This window comes from Variovorax sp. RA8, assembly GCF_901827175.1.
Lineage (GTDB): Bacteria > Pseudomonadota > Gammaproteobacteria > Burkholderiales > Burkholderiaceae_C > Variovorax.
The window spans coordinates 358,777-380,950 of record NZ_LR594664.1 but is presented as its reverse complement, the minus strand read 5'-3'; the positions used below and the strand labels follow the sequence as shown (position 1 = coordinate 380,950).

The window sequence follows — 22,174 nt, the reverse complement described above, 5'->3', positions numbered from 1 at the left end:
CCACCTTCCACGCGCAGTCTGAGCGCACCAGACATCCAGGATCTCATGCTCATCAACGCAATCGAGTCTTTCATCTACTGGGCTGGTTCCCAGATCTCCCTCGGAGACACCGATCTGGCCTGCGACTGGCGCGCCCCGATCCAGACGGAGGCTGACGCGCCGGCCGAGATCATGGCGCTCAAGAGTGGCAGCGTGGTGTCCTTCATCGAGATCAAGGGCATTCGGCGCTATGTAGGCGCCAAGGAATTCGAGCAGCTGGCGCAGAACCTGGCCACGATCCTCGCGAATCGGATGAAGGCAGGCAACGGGCGCAACCACAGCATGTCCTTCTGCTTCCGCAGCGACCCAGCTGGATCGGTGCGCCTGGCGCGCGAACTCATCTCGCCCATGGCGACGACGGCCAAGCGCCTCGGGATGACCGAGACCGCCTTCTTCGACGCCCGGGTCGAGGAGCTTGCGCGGGCCTGTACCGACGAGGCTGTGTACCTGGCGGTCTTCACGCATCGGGCGGGCATGAACTCCAACGAGCAGGCCAACCTGGTGGAGCGCCAAAAGAAGGCGGCCGCTGAGCTGAGCAGGCGCAAGGTGAGCATCGCCTACAACGACACGTTCTCGCAGTCGATGGCCCAGCCCTCCAACCTGCTGGTGACCCGCCACAAGTCCATGGTGGAGAACTTGGTCAAGGACCTCTCCGTGGAGATCAACACCGGCGGCACCTACCTGCTGGCGAGCACGATGACCGTGCGCGAGGCCGCGAACATGGTGCGCAGGGTGTTCGACCACACCGATTTCCCGTCCACATGGGCGCCGCGCTTCCTGGGTGACAAGGGCGTGATAGGCGCGAGCCCGGTGCGCCGGGCTGACGAGGCGGCGGTGATGCCGGTGGCCCTCTCGCGCCAGATGATCCCCGCCAGCTTCAGGGAGGAGTTCAAGTCCTTCGAGTTCGCCCGGCAGGGCTCAACCCTCTCGGCGAGCGTGGTGGTGGAGGTGCTGCCAGAGGAAGGCTCGCAGCCCTTCAACAAACTGATGGATAAGCTCGGCCGCACGATTCCACTGGCCTACTCGCAGGACGTGATTCCGTCGGGCCTGGAGTTCCGCAAGAGCGACCAGTTCTTCGGCAGTTTCATGGCCGCCATGGGCGACTTCAACAAGGGGATCAAGCGCGGCTGGGACGAGCTCAAGCAGATCGAAAAGGAGGGCGGCTACGTCGCGGCCACGCGCATGACACTCACCACCTGGGCCAAGAGCGAAGAGCAGCTGCAGTTCCAGGTGGAATACCTGCGCAGCTCGATCGAGGCATGGGGCTCGACCGTCTGCTCCAACGAAACGGGCGAGCCGGCCCTCGCTGCCATCTCGACCGCGGCCGGCTTCTCGCGCGCAAGCTCGGCTCCGTACCTGCCGGCCCCGATCGGCGAGATCACCCGCATGTCGCCGGTGGTGCGCGCGGCGTCGATCTGGAAGACGGGCCAGCTCATTGCATCGACGCTCGAAGGCCGGCCCTACCCGATCGCTTTGGGCTCGGGCCTGCAGACTTCCTGGGCGACGGTGGGCTTCGCTCCGACCGGCTCGGGCAAGTCGTTCTTCATGAACCTGCTCAATTCGGGGCTGCTCATGGCGCCAGGCGCGCAGGATGTGCCGTACGTGACGGTGGTCGACGTCGGCCCGAGCTCGCGGCTCATCATGGACCTCTATCGCGCCATGCTGCCGGCGAGCAAGCGCGACCAGGTCGTGTCCATCCGGGTTAAGAACTCCCCCGAGTACACCGTCAACCCGTTCGACACCTTCCTAGGGCTGGACCAGTGCACCGAGCAGGACCGGGACTTCATCGTGGCGGTTTTGGGCACCATCTCCCCGGGCCTGGGTCCCGAGGCCGACAAGTTCTTCCAGAAGCTTATCGCGGCGGCCTATGAGCGCTTCTCGCGCGCCTCCTCAGACGCAAAGCCCTGGCAGAACGCACTGGATCCGGAGGTCGGCGCCCTGTACCAGCGGCTGGGCAACGAGGTCGTCGACGGCCGCACCCGGGTGTGGGATGTGGTCGACGCGCTCTTCAAGGCCGGCCACGTTGTCATGGCCGAGCGGGCGCAGCGCTATGCGATGCCGATCCTGAAGGACCTTTCCAAGGTCGTCTCCCAGGCGGACATCATGCTGATGTACGGCGAGGCTCTCGCCGCCAACGGAGTGGAGACGATGGTCAAGGTGTTCCAGCGCAATCTGAGCGCCGCCTCGACCGGCACCTACACGCTGCTCAGCAGCTATACCCAGGCGAACCTGGGCGCGGCGCGCGCCATCTCGATCGACCTCGAGGAGGTGGTGGGCTCGACCACGTCGGAGGAGGGCCGCCGGCGCTCCGCCCTGATGTTCCTGTTCGCGCGCCGGTTGGGCGCCAAAAACTTCTTCGCGCGCTGGGAGGAGATCGCGCCGCTGGTGCCCGATCTGTATCGCCGGTACCAGCAGGACCGCGTCGAGAAGATGTGGGAGCAGATGAAGTTCCTCGAGTACGACGAGGTGCACTACGCCTCGGGCGCCGAGTCCTTCCAGATGCTGCTGCAGCAGGATTTGCGCGTGGGCCGCAAGTTCAATATGGTGACGATGATGATGAGCCAGCTGATCTCCGACTTCCCGGAGGCGATCATGGCCAACTCGACCAACTTCTACGTCTTCGGCCTGGGCGACGGCAGCATGGCCGACCAGGTGAAGGCAGCCTTCAAGCTGAGCGACGCGGAGATGCAGGCGATCAGCACGCACTGCCGCCGGCCGGGCACGCTGTTCGCTCGCTTCGCGACCACCGAGGGCGTGCTCGCCCAGGTGCTGAAGACCACCGCCAGCCCGCTGGATAAGTGGGCCTTCACGACGAACGCTGCCGACGCGCCGGTGCGCGCCGCGCTCGCCCTCAAGCTGGGCGGCACAGACGACAGCTACTGGCAGGCGCTGCAGCTGCTGGCCAAGATGCTGCCGGCCGGCACGGCCAAGCCGATGATTGCGGCGCTCATGGCCGAGAAGGGCGAGTTCGATGTGACCGACGAGTCGGTCTCGATGGACGTGGCCAGCCGGCTGATCCTGCGGGCGCAGGCCGAGGGGCTGCTTTCGAGTGATGGCCTCGCCACAGCGGAGGTTGGAGAAGAAGTGGCGGCCTGAGCGAGGCGGTGCGGGCCGCGCGCCCAGGGCTCGGGTGGCGTCAGGCCGATCGAGCCTGCACCATGGCGCGCTGGCGCTGCTTGCCCGCCTCGCACTCGACCATGAACGCGCCCGCGCGTGCTGGCGTCCAATCGATGGCGAGCGGGGCCTCGCCGGAGGTCTCATTCCCATCGAGCGAACAGCGCAGCGGCGCTTCCTTACCGCTCCAGTGGATTTCGATGCGCTGTGGCTGCCCAACCTTCAACTCGGCCGGCCCGTTGACGCGAAATGTCTTCGCCGGCGCAGGCCCAAGCCGCGTGGGCGCCTCGTCGTCAAGCCCGTTCGCGCGCAGCTCGGCGAGCTTGCGCTCCAGCCAGCGGCGATCTTCCTCCGAGTGTCCGCCGTGCATCAGTAGCCACGCCACGAACGCGCCCGTGAAGAAGCCGGGGCCGGAGCTTTGGCGGTGATCGTCCAGTTGGTGCTGGAGTGCCGGCGAAGGGCGAGGCCCCGCCGCGGCAAGGGCGCTGCGCGCCTGATTGCGGGAGGTAGGGCCAGAGACCGGCGCCTGGTTCGCCTGCTTCGTGCGACTGGCCGCCACCAGGCCGGAGTAGGTGACTGGGGGTGCCGTGCGGGCGCCTGAAGACCACGAACCGCGGCTAGGCGCCGCGCCGGAGGATCCGGGTGAGCGAGCCGACGTCGAGGGGGAGGCGGAGGCGGGGGAGGCCCTGGGAATGGACGGCACCGCGCTCGCCGGAGCGCTGTATGTCTGGCGACCGTAGCCGCCAGAGCCATAGCCCTTCGTGCTGCCGGCCGGTGCGGCGGCCGAAGTTCCGATTGCGCAGAGCACGGCGCCAGCGAGCGCGATCGCGCGGAGCGTGCGCACGGTCATGGGCCGGCCTTTGCTGCATTGGCCTCCACCTGCACGGCCTCGAGGTCCGAAATCTCAAGCTCTACCACGCTGCGGTCCGCGGCAGCTTTTTGCGCCTGCGCAGCGGCCAGCGGCGTCAGCCCGCGCTGCAAGGAATCGAGGTCGAGTGGCGTCACGCGTGTGCGGCGAAGGCTGCGCAGATCGCATTCGTTCGTACAACGGATCGCCCATAGGTAGGCGTTGCGCAGGTCGCCCACATCGAAGTAGGAGCGGGCAGCATCGCCGGCGGCCTTCGTGTCGCCAGCCAGCCAGGCTCGCGCGTAGAACCCGGTTGCGCGGTAGGTGTCGCGCTGCACATAGCGGCCCACTTCGAGGATGTTGCCCGCGGCGACGAGCAGCGCGCGCTCCTGTGCGTTCGCGCCGCCGGACCCGTCGGCGAGCGTGAGTAGGGAGCCAGCCCACTTGGCGACGAGCTGCGACGGGATCTCGTGTGCGGCCGCTTCCGCGAGCACCGGCTTGCTGGGGATGGCGTCGGTACCGAAGATCGTTGCAAGGGCTGCTGGCTGTGCCTTGTCCAAGGCGGCTTGCACCAACTTCCAGTGCGCTTCCTCGGCGCGCAGGAGCGTAGGGCTTCGCGTGCAGGCGCCGAACATGCATCCGTCGTTGGCCTGCAAGGCGGCCCGCGTCTCCCGCATGAGCATGGCGGCCGCGGCCCAAGGATCTGCCTGGGCTGCAGCGGTTTGTGACTTCGCGATGGCCTGGTTGATCGCCGCGGCTGTGTCGGCGTTCTTCTCGTCCTGGCTCTTCTCGCACGCGGCGAGCGCCGCGGTTGTGGCCAGCAGAAGAATAATGATTCGATATCGCATCAAAACAGTATGGGGCGCGGATGCGCGACCGCGCTAGGGATCGGTTCAGATTCGCGCCTCGAAAGAGGCTGCATTCCTACGCCGCCTGGAGTGGCATGGCCTGGCCAAGGATGGCGCCCAGCCCGCACCTGTAGCGATCCAGAACGCCGGCGCGCAGCATGGCAAAGCCCCAATCGAACGACTGCTTGACGGCGTGCTCCGCGTCGATCGTCCCGTCGTTGTGCAGGATCGCGAGGGCACGCACCAGGACCGTCGGCGTCAGTTCCTCATCAAGTGCGATGCGAAGGAGAGTCTGAAGCTCGGGGCCGATGCTGGTGTGGAACTCCTCGCTGAGGTACTCCTCGACCGTTCCCAGGTCGCCGTAGCCCTCCATGGAGCGCACAGGCACAAGGATCGGATCATCCTGGTCGATGCCATCAATCCACCCCAGGTCGACGCCGTCGATGTTCATGACGGAGAAGATGCAGTCCACCTGCAGGAGTTGCCGCTCGATCGGCAGGGTGAAGTCGCTCGCATAGGGCGAGTAAAGCGCCGACGCGACACGGATCGGTGAGCGTTGGGTTCCCATGTGCTGTTCTCCTTCTCAGCGGGGGGTACGAGGCGGCCTGTCCATCAGCATCCTGTTCAAACCGATCCGTCGGCCTTGCACGGCGCTGGCCAGCTGGACCGCCCGGGCGTTGGAAGTGCCGAACCGCTGGCGCGCGATGGCCTCGAACTGCTCGGCGCCATCCGCGCGCAGCTCGTCCGCGCCGTCCTGCTGCGGCGATGATTCGGGTGGTGCCTCAGCCTGACGCCCGCGGAGTTCGTCGGTGCGCGCTTCAGCCTGGTTTAGTTCGGCCAGGTCCGAGAGGGCTTGCGCGTGGGCGTCGGCGCACCGGTCGAGCAGTACCTCGCGCTGGAGAGCCGCGAGCTCCCGAGCTACGCTGGACATCGGGCGATCCGGGTCGCTATCGAGGGGCGGGGTTTCGTCATCGGGCAGCGGGGCGTCCACGTGCCGCAGCTCCAGCCGGGGCTCAGCCCTGCGGGGCGTGATGCTCTCGGCTTTGGTGTCCGCGAAGCGCTGCTCGGACACGTCCATGGGCTGTCCTCGCGACGACACCGCGGCTTGGCTGAAGTGAGCGCGCTCGACCTCGCGCTGGATCTGCCGGAATAGTTCCAACCCCACGGCGTCCAGCTGAACGCTTCGCCGGTCCCCCGTTCGCCGGGCTGCCTTCTGGGCGTGGACGTGATTGCGCTCGCGCAGCTGGAACATCTCGACCATGTTGAGCGCGTTGCCCGGCAAGTGCTTCATGTCCGTGTGCGTGCTGGCTTCGCGGCCAGCGCCCGAGCCAGCTTCCGATCCGGCTTGCGTGGCGGCCTGGGGATCGACGAACTCGTCGACGCCCAGGCCCGCGGCCGCATCTTCAGCGCCCGCCGCGCCCGCTGCGCCGGTGGCCCCGGCGCCCGCGCTTGAGCTTGCCCCTGTTCCGGCAGCAGACGCACCGGTTGCACTTGTGCGGGCGAGGCCAAGCGCCTCAATGAGGGAAGGGCGGTGAGGAGGCGTTGTCTGGGCGTCCATCGGTGGAGTTCGTTTGAGGGGAGAGCGGGCTAGTAGGTGTAGCTCGTCGAGCTGTGGCTCAGCGTGTAGGCGAGTTCTTCAGTGAGGTCGCCCACCTCATCGCCGGCCTTGTCCAACTCGACCAGCCTGCCGCCCTCCACGACGTGCTCGCCGCCGAGATCCCGGACGAGAGCGACGGCTGCAGCGGCCGGTCCTTTCCGGCAGGAGGGTGCAGGACGGTTCCGATCAGGAGGGCATGGCTTGCGATGGACATCTTTCTACCTACTCGGGAGACGCTTCGTCTCGAATGCGCGTCACGTGCGCTGCAGTTGATGGCACTCTCATTGACCATTAGAAATTCGTGCCGATATCATATTACGGGTTAAACAGTTCCAACGAGGGTTTGAGTATGAGCAACATCAGCAGCACGTCCAGCGCCACGAGCGAGCGGGCAGATATCCCCGCATTCCTTGCCAAGGGCGCGTCGTCCCCTACCGTGATCGGGACCGAATCCAACTTCATCGGCGACCTCAGCATCGCCGAAGGCCAGGACCTTCACATCGAGGGCTGCGTAGTGGGCAACGTTTTCCATGGCGGCAAGGTCGTCGTCGCCGAGTCGGGCATCGTGCTTGGTTCCATTTTTGCCTCGCACCTGGAGGTCCATGGCGTCATCGACGCGCCGGAGGGCGAGATCCTGGCTGCGAACCTGGTGGTGCACGGCACCTCGCGCATCACCGCCAGCGAGGTGACCGTGGCCGCAGGCTGCATGAACTACGAGCGCGGCGGCTTCATGAGTGCTCAGATGGGCATGATTGCATCGGGCGAGGTCACCGAACGCATCGACTCGCTTCTGAGCAAGGAACTCGATCGCGCGAAGGAACGCCGCGCCGCCATCGAGCTTGCACGTGCGGCGCGTCCGTTCAACGCGCCTGCCCGCGCAAGCGCTTCCCAGGCTCGTCCGGCGGCGGCTGCTGCGATCGTCCCGGCAATCAACGACGAGCAGACACCGGCCGCTGCGCACCCTGAGGCCGCAGTTGCTGCAGAGCCCGCTGCAATGGCCCCTGTGAGCGCTCCGGCAGCACCGGCTCCCGCTCCCCGCGTATCGTTCGCGCTCGTTCCCCCGGTTGCAGATTCCGCCAGCGATGAAGCTGACGAAGTGGACGGCGCGGGCGAGGCCATCCGCGCCTTCGCTGGCTGATGCCGTGCACGGCTTGACCCTTCCGCAGCCGTTGCGTGAGGGTCAAGCCGGCGTCCTGGAGCCGAGTTGCAGTCACACGGCCGATCAACTTCCCGCCATGGCACCCCAACGAACTGACACCTCCCGAGATCGACGTACCGCCGATGACGACCCCCCTCTCAAGCATGCCCAAGGGCACTTTCGACAGCAAGCTGGCGAAGGTCGTCTTTGGCGACGACGTCACCCGCCAGCGAGGGCCGCTTACTGCCGAGCAGCAGAAGGATTGCGCCGCGAAGTTGCTGCGGTGGCTGGACTCAACGCCTTCGATCGTGATCGCGCGCCATGCCTTGGAGGTGGATCGCCAGCTCGTGTCGAAGCTACACGGCGAGCACCTGCGGGTGGTCGTCAAGTGGTTCGCCGAGAACGCTGAAACCGTGGGGGGCCTTATGCCCAAGGTAAGGCGATATGCCACCGCGATGACTCGCGCCGTGGGCTACAACTCGCTGTATCAGCCGGGACCCCTTGAGCGCTTCCGTCTCGCGCTCGAGTTGGACAACCAGGGCGGCTCGACGTCGTCGAACGGAAGCTGATATGACCGAAAACCACAGTGGCGCGAACTCGCAAACGAAGTTGCGTCGGGCCGCAAAAGTCGCGAACAGCGCGCTGGTTCCCAAGGGCGTGGGCCTGGCTGTCGGCCAGCTCGGCCGCTCTAGGCAGAACCTGAGCGAAGCATGGGAGGCCGCGCGCGAGACGCGCCAGCGCCTGCTCAACGAGTCGAAGCTTCCGATCAAGACCGTCATCCTGAAGGATGGCTCCGAGCACGAACTGCCGACGGACCCATCGGAGCGTTTCGAATTCCTTTACCGCGTGATGGACTGGAGCCCCGCCCACCACGCCAGCCAGATCACCGCTGCGCGCCGGGCCAAGTACGGCTCGATCGCGATGACCATCATCGCCTTCGCCATGGTCTGTTTCATGATCTTCACGGTGCCAATGTGGATCGCATTCCTGCTGATCCCCACGAGCCTGACGGTCCTCGCAGTGGGCATTGCGACCACCTTCCGCTGGGCGCTGGTCGAATACCAGTACACCCAGCGCGCGCTCATCAACTTCAAGACGTTTCTCGTTCAGCCGAACTTCTTCCGATGGATTTTCTGCTGATCACCGTGCTGGCCGGCTCGCTCGGCATGGGCCAGCCCGCCCAGACCCATCAGGTCAAGGTGGTGCTTCCTCCGCAACTGCCCGCGGATTGTGTTCAGGCGGCCGCCAATCGCTACGACGTGCCCGCGATGCTGCTACTGGCCATCGTCAAATGGGAGTCGCGCGGCAAGCAGGCCGTCAACTGCGACAACGCCGCCGGCGGCTGCGACCTCGGGATCGCGCAGATCAACACGAAGTGGTGGGCTCCGCACCTGATGAAGAACTACGGCATCGCGCCGGAGCGGCTGCTTAACGACAACTGCCAGGCCCTGATGGCCCAATCGTACATCCTGCGCAAGGAGTCGCTGGCCACGCAGTGCAAGGGCAACCTGTGGTGCGCCGCGGCGCGCTACCACTCGCCCAACTCGGCTGAGCTGCAGCAGAAGTACATCGCCCGCGTGTGGGATGCGCACCTCGGGATCTTGCAGCGAGGAGCCTTCTGATGGCCAAGGGAAACACTGCAACGTCAAACGCAGCCAGCGCCGAGGGTCAAGCCATCCAGATGGTTCTGGGCATGGGGTTGGTCGTCGTGATCCTGGGCGCCGCTCTCTGGTTCACAGGCTCAAACCGCATCGTCTACTACTTCACGCCCGTGTTCAGGGCGGTCGCGTGGCTCTACAACCTGGTGCCCGGTGGCGGCGTCACGTGGGGGCGCATCAGCTACCTGCACGATGCATTCCGCGCGCGGCCGAAGGACGTCTCGATCTTTGACTTCCTGCGCTACATCGACATGGCGCTCTTGCCGCTCGTCGTTCTGACCGCCGCCCTCATGGCCGGCCTGGTCGCCTGGACCTTCACGCGCAAAGGCAACAAGCTGGCCCGTAAGCCGAACCCCGAGTCGCTTACGCAGATCCTGTCGCGGCGCTTCTCCGGCGTCGTCCCGGTCATGCACCTGGGCTCCCAGCTGATCCTCGACCAGCTTCCCAAGTGGCGCCGGCAGGTCTGGCCGGAGGAGGTGCTCATGAAGCACAAGATCAACGGCAAGCCGCTCTTGACGGACAACAAGGTCAACCTCGAGCAGATCCGCTTGTACTTTCAGGGCGAACCCAAGCTCATCAAGGGCACGAACCGGCTCAGGAGCCACATGCTTGGCATCCAGCTGGTTTCCGTGCTGCACGACCGCGGCAAGAAGGTGGTCTACCCCGATCGCATGAGCCCGACGGGCAAGGTCATGTACGCGCTGCTGGTCGCGCACGCCTTCGGTGGCAAGGAAGGCAAGAAGGACTACGAGCGCGCGATGAACGAGCTCAACTACTCGTGCACGGGCCACCCGGAGGGCCTGCCCAACCTGACCGTGGCGCAGTGGATCTTCGACAAGTACCGCACCCACGAGAAGGCGGCGAACCTCTTTGCCGTGCACCACTGGGAATACACCTACCTGTACGCCCTGTTCTTTATGGCCAAGCGGCAGGGCAAGGTGACGCACCGGCAATGGATCTGGCTCAAGCCCCAGGACCGGATTCTCTTCTACGTGCTGAACACGGTGCTGCGCAAGGTTCCACACACGGAATCGGCGGCCGTCTGGTGCCAGTATGACTTCGAGCGCAAGGCGGCCAAGGCGGGCCTGGTACCGGTCAGCCCGCAGGGCCATCCGCAGATCGTCGTGCAGCCCGCCGAGGAGGCAATGGTCGACGCCTGGAATCACTACGTGAACGGAACCGACGACGACGAGGACAAGTGGTGGGCCGAGGGTCAGGTGTGGCGCCGCGCAAACAACGTGAAGCTCCAGGCGCCTCCGCTGCCCCCGCCTGAGGCCCTCGCTGTGGCCAACGCGGATACCCGGTTCGACGACGAGGCACGTCGCGAGCGCGAGGAGTCCGCACAGCGCTTCAACGCGAAGTCTCGCGACGGCGCTGAGTCGCTGATGGGCAAAGGCGAGTCCATGGCGGACTACGCGGCCCTGGCCGCGGCTGCTGGGCGAGCAGGTGCAGCTGGCGGTACCGGCGCGGCAGCTGGCAGCCTCGATTTCTGATTCTCAAACCTTGAGCAACACATGAACGATCTCAACACGCAGCCGAGCGCGGCGAACCCAGTCCCTACGCTTTCGCTGACCGGATCGGCCTTCAGCTTCATCGAGGCCGGAAACCTGGATCACGATCGAGCTTATCCAGTGGTGATCTGGACCGCAGCGCGCCCGGGCGAGGTGTGGAAGATCTGGTGGAACAGCCAGACCTCCGAGCTGGCACTCCACTACAACGAGTCGGTCCTTTGGTCGTCGCAGGTCCACCCGCTGCCGGGCCGCCTGCCAGAGCTGTCGGCCTACCGCCAGATCGTCGAGCAGTTCACCCGTCCTGCCGAAGCCCACGCCTTTGTCCCGAACCTCCTCGGGCGGGCGAGGAAGGGTCTGATCGAGCGAGTCAACTCGCCTCGCGCGCTGGCGCGATCGGCGCTGACGCTTGTGCGATGGTTCCTGATGTTCATGGGCTTGGTGCTGCTCGTGACAATGTGCTCGCAGTACCAAACGCGCAGCTCAGGGAATCTGCCGCCGGGTACGCATTACGGTGTGAATGCGCCGAAGAGTGACACCGCTCCGGCCGACGAGCTTCCCCCGGAGCTGCGCGACCGCACCCTCGGCGACAAGCTTTCGGTGACCGAGATGCAGGTGCTCGCTAACGTGACGCGCGAGCTGGGGATTCAGATGCGCCCGTCCGGGCAGCCCTTCGTCATCTTCAGCGACCCGAACTGCCCGTCATGCAAGGACCTAGAGCCGAAGCTGTCGCAGATCGACCCGCGCTTCGTGCCGGTGATCGTGCCGGTCTCCTTCAAGGTCGGCTCGGAGGAGCTGGTCAAGAACGTCCTGTGCGCGAAGGACACTGTCTCAGCCTGGTCGGCGGCGATCGGCGGCTACGCACCCATCGGTGACGCGGTGAGCGACGGCAAGTGTGCCGGGGCCGAGGACAAGGTCCTGAAGGCGAATGGCGCCTTCGTCGCCCTGAACTTCACCGGAACCCCGACCCTGGTGTCGGCGACCGGCAAGGTGATTGCCGGCTCTGGCTCGCTCGGCGACATCAACAAGTGGCTCGCCGAGAACGGCGGGCTCAAGGATGACGCTGCGCGCTGAACCGCCTGCGCCCCGCTCCACGGCCATTGGGACCCCCAAGATGAATGCTCCCTCCATCAATGGTCTGTTCGCTCGCATGCGCGGCCTGGTGCGTCGCCAAGCTCCAGATATGGGGCAGGCCCCTGAGGAAGTCGCGCCACCCCTCGCGCCAGCAGTCGCAGATTGCGTCGCAGCCTTTGACGACGGCCTGCGCGCGGCGGCCAGGGCGTGGTCCAGCGGTGCTCTGCTGCCCAAGGTCAATCCCCGGCGCGTGGAGCGCGTCCTCGAGGCGCTGGCGTCGCGCGACACGCTGGCGATCTCAGCACTCGTGGTGGAGATCGCAGCACCTGACAACGCGGTGTCCCCGGTCACCACACTGACGGCGAAGAACAACGTGGTGCGCGAGCAGTTCGTGCGCGGGGTGATGGGCGCCCTGATGGCAGCCCTCTTGGACGTCGAGAAGGCGCATGGGCCCGGAGTGCTCTATGCCAGCGCGCTGCTGGACCGCACGCGCAACTGGATCGCCCGGCCACAGTACCGGCAAGCACCGGGCCCCGGCTCGGACACGAAGGCGCTGGAGGAGGCGAACGACGTGCTCTGCCGGATCGCCGCTGACATCCTGGAGGGCAGCGACGAGCAGTCGGCCGCCATGGTGCGCGTCGGTATTGTCGGCCCGCTGGGTGTGGCGCTGCAGATCACAAAGATGCTGCAGGAGACGCCCCGTTCCGTGCTCGGCCTGCAGGTGGCCGGTTTCGAGTTCGCCGCGCGCCAGGCCGCAATCGAAGAGGCCGATCCTACCGGCGCCGGCGCCAAGTCCTGATCGCAGATCCCTCAAACCAGCCCATTCTCAAACGTCCAGCGCCAGCGCTGAACCGGACCCTCATGGCTCTCATCGAACAGCACCAGGAAGTCAAGCTCTCACGCAACATTGCCGACACGCGTGGCTGGGGTGAGAAGTACGCCGAGAAGCTCTCAAAGCCCGAGTTCCTGGCCGTCAACGTCCTGGCAGTGGTGATCACGATGGTCGCGATCAAGCCGCTCTTTCCCGTGTGCGTGGTGGCCTTCCTCTTCCTGCTCTTCACGCACCTGAGCTATCGCGTGATCCTGCCGCTGCGCTACCCGCCGGACGGCCTGGACGAGAAGGGCAAGGAAGGCGACGGCATCATGTACGTGGGGCACGTGCGCTCGACCAACCCCTACGAGAACTTCCGCGAGGTGTGGATGGCCGACTCGGACCTGCGCACCCACTTCCTGATCCTGGGATCGACAGGTTCGGGAAAATCCGAAACCCTCAAGGGCATGTTCTACAACGCGCTGTGCTGGGGCTCGGGCTTCTTTCTGGCAGACGGCAAGGCGGACAACAAGATGCCGCTGGACCTCATGGCCATGTGCCGGATGCTGGGCGCAGACGATGACTTCTTGGCGCTCAACTTCCTGATTGGCGGCAGCTCCCCCGAGAAGATCCGCGCGTCGCGCCGCCGGCGCACGAACATGATCAACACGTTCTCCGACTCGGACGCCGACACGCAGATCCAGATGGGTGCCAACCTGCTGCCGAAGGCGGAAGGGGACGGCAAGAGCTGGCAGGAGAAGGCGCTGAACTTCTGGCGTTCGCTCGTGGCCGCGCTTTGCTACAAGCGGGACACCCAGGGCTTCGAGATCTCTGTGGGCACCTACATCGACTACATGGGCCTGCCCAAGGTCGAGGAGCTCTACGCCGAGGGCTACCGGGAATACATCGAGAAGGGTGAGTGGTCCTACGGCTTCGTGGGCATCAAGAGCTACTGCGAGTCGGGAGGCTGCCCCGGCTTCATGGTCGATCGCGTGATAGCCAAGTACAACCTACCGCCTGATCCCAACTCGGCCAGTCGCACGGGCCTGCCGACCGATCGCGGCCTGGGCGGCCGCGGCGCGCCGGCGTCAGCTGCTGGCAAGCCAGCGCAGAAGACCGAGCAGGACCAGGCCACGTACGACCAGCACGGCTACCGCATCGGCCAGCTAATGCCGGCGCTGAACCTGCTGGACAAGACCTACGGCCACATCTTCCGGGCCAAGTATTCCGAGATCGACATGGTCGACGTGGCGCTGAACAACCGCGTGCTGGTCATGATGATCCCGTCGCTCGAGAAGTCGGCCTCCGAAGCGGAGAACCTGGGCAAGCTGGCGATCGCGTGCCTGCGCGTGATGATGGGCCGCAACCTCGGCGCCGACATCGAAGGTGACCGCGCGATGGTGCTCGAATCGAAGGCGACGGAGGCGAACTACCCGTTCCTCGTGGCGCTGGACGAGCTGGGATACTACTTCTCAGACGGCATCGCCGTGATGTTCGCGCAGGCCCGAAGCCTGGGCATGAGCATGATCGCGGCGGCCCAGGACATCGAGAAGCTCACCGAAGGAAGCCGCGCCTCCGAGGCGGGCGCGATGTTAGCCAACGCCGTGGCCAAGTACTTCATGCGGATCGACGATGCGCAGAAGACGCAGAAGCTGATCTCCGACTACGTGGGCAAGGCCCGCGTAGCGGTCTACAACCAATACGCGCTCAACGCGGGGGGCTTCCGTCGCGACATGGCCGTCTCAGTAGAGACCGTCGAGCGTGTCACGATCGACGACATGCAGAGCATGAAGACCGGGCAAGGTCTGATCAACACGCGCGGCAAGACCTTCGGCATCGCAGGCTTCTACGTGGGCGACTACCTTGAAAAGTACAAGATGCGGTCGTTTCGGCTCAACCGTTTCCTGCAGGTGAGGCCGGTCTCGATGCAGGAGGTAGAGGCGAACGCGATCAAGGCGGAGGCGCTCGACGACAAGGTCTCCAAGGGCCTGAAACTCATCGACTTGCTCACCTACAAGACCAGCCACAACCTGCAGGTTGAGGAGGACATGCTGATCGGGCGTGTCTCGATGGTCGCGCAGGGCCTGCCGGCGAGCATCACCGGTGCCGAACGCGGCGCGGCGCTGTACGTGGCGGCTCGTCGCGCTGCCGAGGATCTCGGGCTGATCAAGGGTGCCGCAGCTGGCGCGGCGGGCTCGCTCGGGGGCGGCGATCGCCCGCTCACGGATGCTGCCGTGGGGAACACCGCCCAGCCAGGCGCTGGCTCAGCGGCGCCAGCTGGAGACCCGGACGAGAGCGTGGGGCTGCCGTCGTCGGGCGAGTTTGCGTCCTTCACCAAGCCGAACGCAGCTCCCGCAGCTGCCGCGCCTGAGCCGGAAGCCAGCACGCCCACCCTCGCGCCGGAGGTGAGCGACGATCCGTTCGCCTATCTGAACGACGCCATTTTCGAGCGCATGCCGGTGGAGGAGGTTGCAGCGCCCGCCCGCCGCGCGCCGCCGCCCGCATTCCCGGTCGCGCCCGCAAAGGCTGCAGCGCCAGCGCCCGCTAAAGCACCGCTCGCTCCCGCTGCGTCGCCGGCAGTCGCATCGCCAGGTGCGATCGACGTGGACGCCTTCATCGACGGCACGCTGGGAGGCAGCGCTGCCGCGCCGGCGCAACCCCTGGTGTCACCGACTACCGCCCCCGGCGATCCGGCGGCCCTGTTCGCCGAGCTGGACGGAGAGGGCGGGGCTCCAGCTGCGACGAATGCCATACGGGACCTCTCCGGCGAGCCGCTCGTGGCCGCTTCGGACATCTTCGCGCCGGACATCCTTTCGACCGCGGTGAAGGCCACTATTGCCGCGCTCCTGTCTACGGGAGAGTCCGTTTACGAACGAAACAGTGGTGGGGCGTCGGGAAAGGCCACGGTTCCCGCTGATAATGCGGCGGAGATTGTTGTAGTACCAAAGGCGACAGCTAGGACAGCTTCGGCGACACTCGGACAGAACCCAGGCTGGGTGACGAACGCGCTGGCCGGTGCCGAGACGACGCTCAAGAAGGTCGGCCCGGACGCAATCGGCTTCAACGACAAAACCCGCGAGCTGGTGGTTTCGGTCGAGGCCGCGCTGGGCGGACCCGACCCGGTGGGCGCAGCGCAGATTACTGAGCGGATCGTCGCGGCCCAGGTGACGCCCGTTGAGGACGACGAGGTCCCGGACAGCAAGGACCAGAGCGTGGACGACTTCCTGGCGAGCCTGGGCGGCATGTGAGGCAAGTGAAATATTCGCGTCGAGGGTGTCGTTTCCGGGGGAAAAGGGGCTAAGTCCTACTGGTTACAATCTGGTCGCTGCGATATAAATGTTCGTAAAGCAGTTATTACGTGGAAAATTGAATCGAACGGATCGCATAGTCCGATTGATGCTTTTGACCCAAGAAACTGCACTTCGCCATGACCATCCTGAGCAACGACGCACCTTTTGCACCCACTCCAATCGCCGAGGCGGCCGGCAGCAATGCGCGCGTTGAGTCGGCTGGCCTGATCCATGGCGCCGCGGCAAAGCGGGATTCGCTCAAGCTCGAAGACGCCGCGCGGATCATCCGCGAAACCGCAAAGACGCTATGGCGCGGATCCTTCGCCGCCATTGAGGGCCTGATGCGGATGCTGCTCAATTTTTTTCGCTGGATCACGCGGCCGTTCCGTGAAAGACCGAGGAGTGGATCTGGTGCTCCGGCGGACGGGCAGGGAAGGGGAGCAGCGGGCGCGAAGGACGTCAATCGCCTGGTCGATGGGCCGGCCCGAGGTGACCCCCGCGACCGGGCGCAGGCAGGAACCGTTGCGGCGGAAACGGCTATCGCGAGTAGCGAGGCCCCCCCGGTGAACAGCGGCGAACTCGTCCCGGACGACTATCTAGGCCAGGACGAAGAGGTCGCGCCATGGCCAGGCCCAGGCCTGACCAAGAAAGTGAAGCTGGCTTTCCCCGCCGGATTCTCCGCCAGCAAGCTCACGGACGAGCTTCCGCTTAGCGCGGAGACGGTCGTGGGCGCAATGGAGCGCCTTCATGCGAAGGCTCCGGATCTCAACGCGGTAGACCCAAGCAAGGTGCCCGTTATCGCGGCAATAGGTCTGCTGGAAGAGTTTGTGTCCGAGGTGACGCGGGCCAAGGCCAAAGCTCAGGATCTGGATGCGCAGATCAAGACGCAGCTGGTCGCGCTGGCTGCCACGGGTGACATCCCCGCCGACCAACTGCTCGGTCAGGTGCTCGCGAGCAATGACCTCGGAGGCCTCCCGGGCGCCGAAATCCGTCGCCTGCACGCCGAACGGGTCGCCTGCGATCAGACGGCCGAAGAGCGGCAGCGCGCCATTGAATCGTCCTTGTTGAGCGCGAAGCAGCAGGGTCTGGACGTCGTGGAGATCGCCACAGGCGCGAAGGTCGAGGAGGCTCTGCCGGACTGGAGGGCAAGGATTGCCCTGCGGGTTGACCAGGAGCCCGCGCCACTGACACCGGCCGAGCGCCGCGAGCTGGCACTCGATGTCGATCCCGATTCGGAAATCGAACCTTCCGAGCCGAGCCCAGAGCGGGTGGCCAGCTTAAAAGAAGCACTGACAAAGGTTTCGAGCAGCAATGAGCAAGACGAACACGAAAACGATCGCCCCCGCGGCTAAGAAGGCCAAGCCGGAGGCCAAGGCAGCGGCCAAGGCGCCCCCCGTGAAGAAGCCCGTTGCGCCAGGCACGGCCAAGAAGCGCGTGAGCAAGCCTCGCGTCCCCTCCCAGAAGCAACTCCTGGAGCGTCAAGAGCGCCGCGAGAGCCGTGAGGCCGAACGGGCCCAACGCAACGCCGAGCGCCTCCTACAGAAGGAGCAGGACAAGAAGGACCGGCAGGCAGCGCGCGAGCAGCGCAAGAAGGAGCGCGCAGCCGCAAAGCTGGCCGAGCGCCTCGCCCGCAAGGAAGCAAAGGCGGCGAAGAAGCTCGCGCGCAAGCTCGGGCGGCCTGGCGTGCCGACGATCAAGAAGGACATGGAGCTCGATCACGCCGATCTCCTCAAGCCGTGGTCGGAGCGGCCCCTCACCGGTCTCGACGTCGACACGCTGTGCAAGCGCTTCGACCTCAACTCGTCCGAGTTCGGCGCGGCGCTCGGCCTGCAGAACCGCTTCGCCTTCGCCAAGATGTTGCGCTCGAGCAAGGTCATCGCCTTCGACGTCGAGATGCTCTGCCGGCTCTACGACGAGGTTCCTACGCCTGCACCGTGGCGCCGGTACGAAGCGGACGAGGTGTTCCGCGTGATGTACGGCCCGCTGATCGAGCAGATCAGCATGCCGGGCGACGAGGACGATCGCAACTACGTCGAGTTGCAGTTCTCGAAGCGCTACACCTCCGCGTTCGATCGCTCGTCCTCGACCGCCTACCGCTGGATGGAGAAAACCGAAGGCAGCGGCGCGCGGCTGGTGATCGAGCTGCTCCTGCGCAAGCTCATGTCGATGCCGAACCCCCGAGAGGCGCTTGAGCGCGTTTCTACCATCGTGCACCGCGTTCGTGGTGGCGACTTCGAGACGCGGGCGCCCGCTCCTGTGCCTGGTGCCCCACGCAGCAAGCGCGGCCGCGCATCGAGTCGTAGCGCAGCACGCCGTGACTCGGTAATGCCACTGGCCATTCGCCCGCTTACCCTCTGATTGGTGTAGTCGAAATGAAGCAACCAGTTGTTCTTCCACAGCGCGACGAGAAGCGCATCGGTCGTGCCAATGGCGCGACGTTCTTCCGCTCCTTCCTGCTGACGGACCGTCGCCCGTCCGTCATCAACTTCCGCGATACGCTTGTTGGCCTGGAGGGAACCAATCCGCGGGATCTTCCGGACGAATTCGTTTGGGCTGTCCACGGTACCCGCGCGATCGCCGATGCGAGCATCTATTTTTCCAAGGCCGCGATCGACGAAGGCAAGCTCCTGTACGAGGTCGACGTCTGGATGGGATTCGACCACTTGAAAGAATCGACGACCTCGGTAACGGAACAGATGGTCCGCAACTCGGGGCTTCTGACCTCGACGCGGCTTCGCGCCGACTACGAGCAGGAGGTCAAGGACATCGTGCTTTCGTACCTGGAGGGCCGGCTCGCAAAGAAGGACTTCAACGTGGTGTCGACGCTCAGCCTGCAGCATCTGCTGATCCAGTTCCCCTCGGCCGTGTGGCGCTTCATGCGCGAGCGGCCCTACGTGAAGGCGTTCGTCCACCACGCGGTGGTACGCGTTGCCGAGAAGAATGACAAGCGCGATGCGGTGGCGACGCGCCTGAACGTCATCACGTTCCGCCCCGATCCGAAGCGGGTCGTCGAGGCGACCGTGCGCCAGGACCCAAAGATCAACGTCGCGATGTAGAGCATGCTGGAATTCGCAATGATGAGCGCCGAAGAGGCGCTGGAACAGACATTGGTCCTTGCGGCCAGGGCAAAGGAAGAGCGTCGTCTAGGTGCGCCTCCGATTCGGCACGTCTCGCTGTCGGAAAGCGATCTGGAGCGACTGCGTGACTGCCTTTTGGCCCACGTCGAGAACCTGGGCCATGTCGAGCTTTCGTCGCCGACGATGATCGACGTCTATCTGAACACGGCGGCGCGCTCGCTGATCGAAGAGGCGCAAGCTGCCGGCGTGTGCAGCAGGCCGGGTCAGCACTGGTACGTCCGCCTGGGGGATGTGTGCATGGTGATGTTCGCCGATGAGCAGCGCCTGCGCAGCGTCGAGTCGGATCATCTGGTGGCGCTCGCCCATGAGAGTGCGATCCGCAACGCGCGGATGGCCGGCCGACCGTACAACAGCCAGGCGCTCGCGACCTACGAAGCGCGGGCCGCTGCCGCGAATCACGGCGAGCGGATCGGGTAACTCCCACCCCGCGCCAGCTACTTCAACGCCCCGCCCGACATGCTCGGACGGGGCGTTGTTGCTCCAGCCCTGCACGGGTTGCCAAAAATCCCCTGTGTCTGCAACTCCCGCTGATACCATCGGCGTAGGTGCCGTCAGTCCGTAGCAATATCAACTCGCGGATTGAAACGGCAGTAATCGCGGCGATCCACCGGCGTCACGTTGCCAAGGGTTCACCGCACGTAAAAAAACGGTTCAGGTCAGGAATTCCCATGCGTTTCGCCCACGCTGCAACACACTCCGGTGGCTCCGCACCAGGCACGCCGCGGCTCACCTCGCGCTCGCGGAGGAATTCCGCACTGCACATCGCCGGGGGTATGCTCGCGGTGCTGGGATCGATGTTCATGGCGGGCATAGCCGCGGCGCAGAGTACCGGCACGACCCAGCTCACGCAGCCTTACCTCGATGCGACCGGTGCGAGCGATATGTCCACGCAGGCGTTCACCGCGTTGCTGGGCACGTTCTTCACGAACCCGTTCTCGGCGCTTGGGACCGCGTCGACGCTGCTCGGCAGCATGTTCTTGGTCTTCAACACCTTCATTCTTGTCGCCGGCACGATCTGGGCGACCTATGGGATCGGCGTGGCCATCGTCCAGACAGCCCACGAGGGCCAGCTCATGGGCAAGAAGCTCTCGCAGGTGTGGCTCCCGATCCGGATGGTCACCGGGGTGGCCAGCCTGATTCCCGCGTTCGGTGGGTTCTCGCTTTCGCAGGCCGTCCTGGTCTTCGCGACCACGCTCGGCATCGGGGCTGCGAACCTTGGATTTGAGGCCATGGTGAGCGGCACGAACAACATGACGACTGTGGTGTCTCCTTCGTTCGTCACCCCAAAGGCGCAGGGCGGCGCCTCACTGGAAGAGGCGGCATTCACGTTGTTCAAGGCGCGCATCTGCATGAACGCGCAGAACGACTATGTGACCGCCCAGGAAGCGAATGGCATGAACATGGCAGCCGAGCGGGTCAGCGCGACGACGCCGAGCGGGATCACAGGGGTCCAGTACGGGAAGCCTGAAGCGCGGGACTTCTGTGGCGGCGTGAAGGTGAATGCGACGGTCAGCGCTGGCAGCCGATGGAGCAGTTCGTCGGTTGGCTACCGAATCGCATCGGTAAACTACGACGCGATCGCACAAGCGATGCAAGCGCGGGCAACCAGCAACTTCGGCAACTATGTGAACCAGATCGCGACGTTGGCCGACCAGTGGTACCGCGATTTCAAGGCTTACCAAACGACAGGAGGATCGCGTCCGGTGGTGCCGGTCCTCCAGCTTGAGGGCATCGCCACGACCTATTACATGGCGATTCAGCCTCCAGCCGGCGAAGCGCAGCAGTCGGCAAACGCGCTTTCGACCCAAGCCCTCGAGTCCATGAAGAAGTTCGGCTGGTTCGGGGCGGGTGCTTGGTACGCGACTCTCGCGGAGGTCAATGCAGCGGTCGCGCAGGCGGCTCAATCCGTCAGCTTTACGCCGGTGCCGATGGGCATTAAGAATACGGACGGTGGCTACAACACGGCGTTGGATGCTGTCCTGACTGGCCTGAACTCGTCGAGCGCAGCCGCATCGTCCGATGCTTCCAATGCCAGCTCTGCTGCGGGCGACTCGTCCTGGCAGGGCCTGTGCCGAATCGTCGCGGGCTCGATCAGTCCACCGGGCTATCGTCCGACAGGAAACTGCAGTCTTGGCCAGACGTTCGCGATGGATCTGATCGATATGTCAACGGCGGGTGCCGGTGGAGCGACGTCGACCTCCAACGGTAGTTGGAGCACCAATGGCGAGCTTCGGATGATTGATCCGATCATCGCGATGAAGAACATGGGGGACTACATGATGGTCGCGGCGGAATCGCTGTTCACCGTCTACTCCTACCTGAACGAGATTACTGACGATTCAAGCGGCACAAACATCGTGGGCAGCGCGATCAAGAAGGTAGCCGGCGGCACGATTGGTACGGTGCTCGCTCCCCTCAAGGCACTTGGACCTTTGCTGCCTGCCATCGTCGGGGGGCTCTTCATCGTCGGGATGATCATGAGCCTATGGATCCCCATGATCCCATTCGTGAACTGGTGGGGCGGCCTAGTGCAATACCTCACCATCTTCTTCGAGGGGATCGCCGCTGGTCCCATCTGGGCGTTCGTCCACTTGGATGCGAATGGAGAGGGAATGGGGCAGCGAACCGAGACCGGTTACTTGTTCATCATAAACATGTTGTTTCGGCCGTTCCTGATGCTGCTGGGATTCGTGGCTGCAGCCGCGCTCATCATGGTGATGGGGAGCTTTTTGTTTTGGCTCTACCCCTCTGTGATGTCGAACGTCCAGGGCAACTCGATCACGGGGATCTTTTCGGTCATCGGGTTCCTGCTTATCTTTTGGATTCTGATGCATACATTGGTCACCACGCTGAGCAATCTCTCGGTTCTTCTTCCTGACCAAGCGCTGGCATGGGCTGGAAAGGCGATTGGCGCCCAGCTCGGGCGCGATGCTGAACAAGGAACGAGGGGTCAGTTCATGGCATTCGGACGATTCGGTCAGAACGGCATGTCTGGTGCGATGGCGCCGAAGCGAGGTGGAGTCGCGGACGGCCCCCAGCTGCCACAGCCGCGATCAGGCGCGACGCCTCTTCGCAGGCCAAGGCCAGAGCAAGAGTAACTGTCCTTCCGCGGC

At 65.0% G+C, this 22,174-nt stretch carries 18 protein-coding genes; 14 read left to right on the top strand and 4 right to left on the bottom strand.

What is annotated here, in order from left to right:
* Positions 1-45: 45 nt before the first annotated feature.
* A complete protein-coding gene (locus tag E5P3_RS35080; RefSeq protein ID WP_162590608.1) occupies positions 46-3,135 on the top strand; it encodes a hypothetical protein in 3,090 nt (1,029 codons plus the stop codon).
* Between the two features lie 40 nt (positions 3,136-3,175).
* Here the strand turns inward: E5P3_RS35080 and E5P3_RS35075 are convergent, their stop codons facing one another.
* The 4 genes from E5P3_RS35075 to E5P3_RS35060 form a co-directional block, all read right to left on the bottom strand.
* Positions 3,176-4,003, bottom strand: a complete 828-nt coding sequence (locus E5P3_RS35075; protein WP_162590607.1) for a hypothetical protein — start codon at positions 4,001-4,003, stop codon at positions 3,176-3,178.
* On the bottom strand, positions 4,000-4,656 hold the full coding sequence (locus tag E5P3_RS35070; RefSeq protein WP_162590606.1) for a hypothetical protein: 657 nt from the start codon (positions 4,654-4,656) through the stop codon (positions 4,000-4,002). The genes E5P3_RS35075 and E5P3_RS35070 overlap by 4 nt, the downstream gene beginning before the upstream one ends.
* Before the next feature lie 268 nt (positions 4,657-4,924).
* Positions 4,925-5,416, bottom strand: coding sequence for a hypothetical protein (locus tag E5P3_RS35065; protein ID WP_162590605.1), 492 nt, complete (start codon positions 5,414-5,416; stop codon positions 4,925-4,927).
* A 15-nt stretch (positions 5,417-5,431) separates the two neighbouring features.
* Positions 5,432-6,406, bottom strand: a complete 975-nt coding sequence (locus E5P3_RS35060) for a hypothetical protein (RefSeq protein ID WP_162590604.1) — start codon at positions 6,404-6,406, stop codon at positions 5,432-5,434.
* Between the two features lie 340 nt (positions 6,407-6,746).
* Between E5P3_RS35060 and E5P3_RS35055 the strand changes: the two genes are divergently transcribed.
* The 13 genes from E5P3_RS35055 (at position 6,747) to E5P3_RS34995 (ending at position 22,159) form a co-directional block, all read left to right on the top strand.
* Positions 6,747-7,583, top strand: coding sequence for a bactofilin family protein (locus E5P3_RS35055; protein WP_162590603.1), 837 nt, complete (start codon positions 6,747-6,749; stop codon positions 7,581-7,583).
* 143 nt (positions 7,584-7,726) lie between these two features.
* Entirely contained in the window at positions 7,727-8,152 is a 426-nt protein-coding gene (locus tag E5P3_RS35050; RefSeq protein ID WP_162590602.1) for a hypothetical protein, read from the top strand.
* A 1-nt stretch (position 8,153) separates the two neighbouring features.
* The gene (locus tag E5P3_RS35045; RefSeq protein WP_162590601.1) at positions 8,154-8,723 is read left to right on the top strand and encodes a hypothetical protein; all 570 of its coding nucleotides are present in this window, start codon (positions 8,154-8,156) and stop codon (positions 8,721-8,723) included.
* Positions 8,708-9,205, top strand: coding sequence for a lytic transglycosylase domain-containing protein (locus tag E5P3_RS35040; protein WP_162590600.1), 498 nt, complete (start codon positions 8,708-8,710; stop codon positions 9,203-9,205). Before E5P3_RS35045 ends, E5P3_RS35040 begins: the two co-directional genes overlap by 16 nt.
* Complete coding sequence (locus tag E5P3_RS35035; protein ID WP_162590599.1) at positions 9,205-10,734, top strand: secretion/conjugation apparatus DotM-related subunit; 1,530 nt, start codon at positions 9,205-9,207, stop codon at positions 10,732-10,734. The genes E5P3_RS35040 and E5P3_RS35035 overlap by 1 nt, the downstream gene beginning before the upstream one ends.
* Before the next feature lie 21 nt (positions 10,735-10,755).
* Positions 10,756-11,823, top strand: coding sequence for a thioredoxin fold domain-containing protein (locus tag E5P3_RS35030; RefSeq protein ID WP_162590598.1), 1,068 nt, complete (start codon positions 10,756-10,758; stop codon positions 11,821-11,823).
* Positions 11,824-11,863: 40 nt separating this feature from the next.
* Positions 11,864-12,622: a hypothetical protein gene (locus E5P3_RS35025; protein WP_162590597.1), complete on the top strand. Its 759-nt coding sequence runs from the start codon at positions 11,864-11,866 to the stop codon at positions 12,620-12,622.
* Positions 12,623-12,684: 62 nt separating this feature from the next.
* The gene (locus E5P3_RS35020) at positions 12,685-15,882 is read left to right on the top strand and encodes a type IV secretion system DNA-binding domain-containing protein (protein WP_162590596.1); all 3,198 of its coding nucleotides are present in this window, start codon (positions 12,685-12,687) and stop codon (positions 15,880-15,882) included.
* A 179-nt stretch (positions 15,883-16,061) separates the two neighbouring features.
* A complete protein-coding gene (locus tag E5P3_RS35015) occupies positions 16,062-17,276 on the top strand; it encodes a hypothetical protein (RefSeq protein WP_162590595.1) in 1,215 nt (404 codons plus the stop codon).
* Positions 17,236-18,282 carry a hypothetical protein gene (locus tag E5P3_RS35010; protein ID WP_162590594.1) on the top strand — a complete coding sequence of 349 codons (1,047 nt, stop codon included), beginning with the start codon at positions 17,236-17,238 and terminating at the stop codon, positions 18,280-18,282. The genes E5P3_RS35015 and E5P3_RS35010 overlap by 41 nt, the downstream gene beginning before the upstream one ends.
* 14 nt (positions 18,283-18,296) lie before the next feature.
* Complete coding sequence (locus tag E5P3_RS35005; RefSeq protein ID WP_162590593.1) at positions 18,297-18,980, top strand: hypothetical protein; 684 nt, start codon at positions 18,297-18,299, stop codon at positions 18,978-18,980.
* Positions 18,981-18,998: 18 nt separating this feature from the next.
* On the top strand, positions 18,999-19,478 hold the full coding sequence (locus tag E5P3_RS35000) for a hypothetical protein (RefSeq protein ID WP_162590592.1): 480 nt from the start codon (positions 18,999-19,001) through the stop codon (positions 19,476-19,478).
* Positions 19,479-19,729: 251 nt separating this feature from the next.
* The gene (locus E5P3_RS34995; RefSeq protein WP_162590591.1) at positions 19,730-22,159 is read left to right on the top strand and encodes a DotA/TraY family protein; all 2,430 of its coding nucleotides are present in this window, start codon (positions 19,730-19,732) and stop codon (positions 22,157-22,159) included.
* Positions 22,160-22,174 lie beyond the last annotated feature (15 nt).

Bases quoted from the DNA above. Each gene is read 5' to 3' on its own strand.
- E5P3_RS35000 (WP_162590592.1), top strand. From the start codon at position 18,999: ATGATGAGCGCCGAAGAGGCGCTGGAACAGACATTGGTCCTTGCGGCC.
- E5P3_RS35065 (WP_162590605.1), bottom strand. From the start codon at position 5,416: ATGGGAACCCAACGCTCACCGATCCGTGTCGCGTCGGCGCTTTACTCG.
- E5P3_RS35075 (WP_162590607.1), bottom strand. From the start codon at position 4,003: ATGACCGTGCGCACGCTCCGCGCGATCGCGCTCGCTGGCGCCGTGCTC.
- E5P3_RS35015 (WP_162590595.1), top strand. From the start codon at position 16,062: ATGACCATCCTGAGCAACGACGCACCTTTTGCACCCACTCCAATCGCC.
- E5P3_RS35050 (WP_162590602.1), top strand. From the start codon at position 7,727: ATGACGACCCCCCTCTCAAGCATGCCCAAGGGCACTTTCGACAGCAAG.
- E5P3_RS35025 (WP_162590597.1), top strand. From the start codon at position 11,864: ATGAATGCTCCCTCCATCAATGGTCTGTTCGCTCGCATGCGCGGCCTG.
- E5P3_RS35035 (WP_162590599.1), top strand. From the start codon at position 9,205: ATGGCCAAGGGAAACACTGCAACGTCAAACGCAGCCAGCGCCGAGGGT.
- E5P3_RS35080 (WP_162590608.1), top strand. From the start codon at position 46: ATGCTCATCAACGCAATCGAGTCTTTCATCTACTGGGCTGGTTCCCAG.
- E5P3_RS35040 (WP_162590600.1), top strand. From the start codon at position 8,708: ATGGATTTTCTGCTGATCACCGTGCTGGCCGGCTCGCTCGGCATGGGC.
- E5P3_RS35005 (WP_162590593.1), top strand. From the start codon at position 18,297: ATGAAGCAACCAGTTGTTCTTCCACAGCGCGACGAGAAGCGCATCGGT.
- E5P3_RS35045 (WP_162590601.1), top strand. From the start codon at position 8,154: ATGACCGAAAACCACAGTGGCGCGAACTCGCAAACGAAGTTGCGTCGG.
- E5P3_RS35060 (WP_162590604.1), bottom strand. From the start codon at position 6,406: ATGGACGCCCAGACAACGCCTCCTCACCGCCCTTCCCTCATTGAGGCG.
- E5P3_RS35020 (WP_162590596.1), top strand. From the start codon at position 12,685: ATGGCTCTCATCGAACAGCACCAGGAAGTCAAGCTCTCACGCAACATT.
- E5P3_RS34995 (WP_162590591.1), top strand. From the start codon at position 19,730: ATGCGTTTCGCCCACGCTGCAACACACTCCGGTGGCTCCGCACCAGGC.
- E5P3_RS35010 (WP_162590594.1), top strand. From the start codon at position 17,236: ATGAGCAAGACGAACACGAAAACGATCGCCCCCGCGGCTAAGAAGGCC.
- E5P3_RS35030 (WP_162590598.1), top strand. From the start codon at position 10,756: ATGAACGATCTCAACACGCAGCCGAGCGCGGCGAACCCAGTCCCTACG.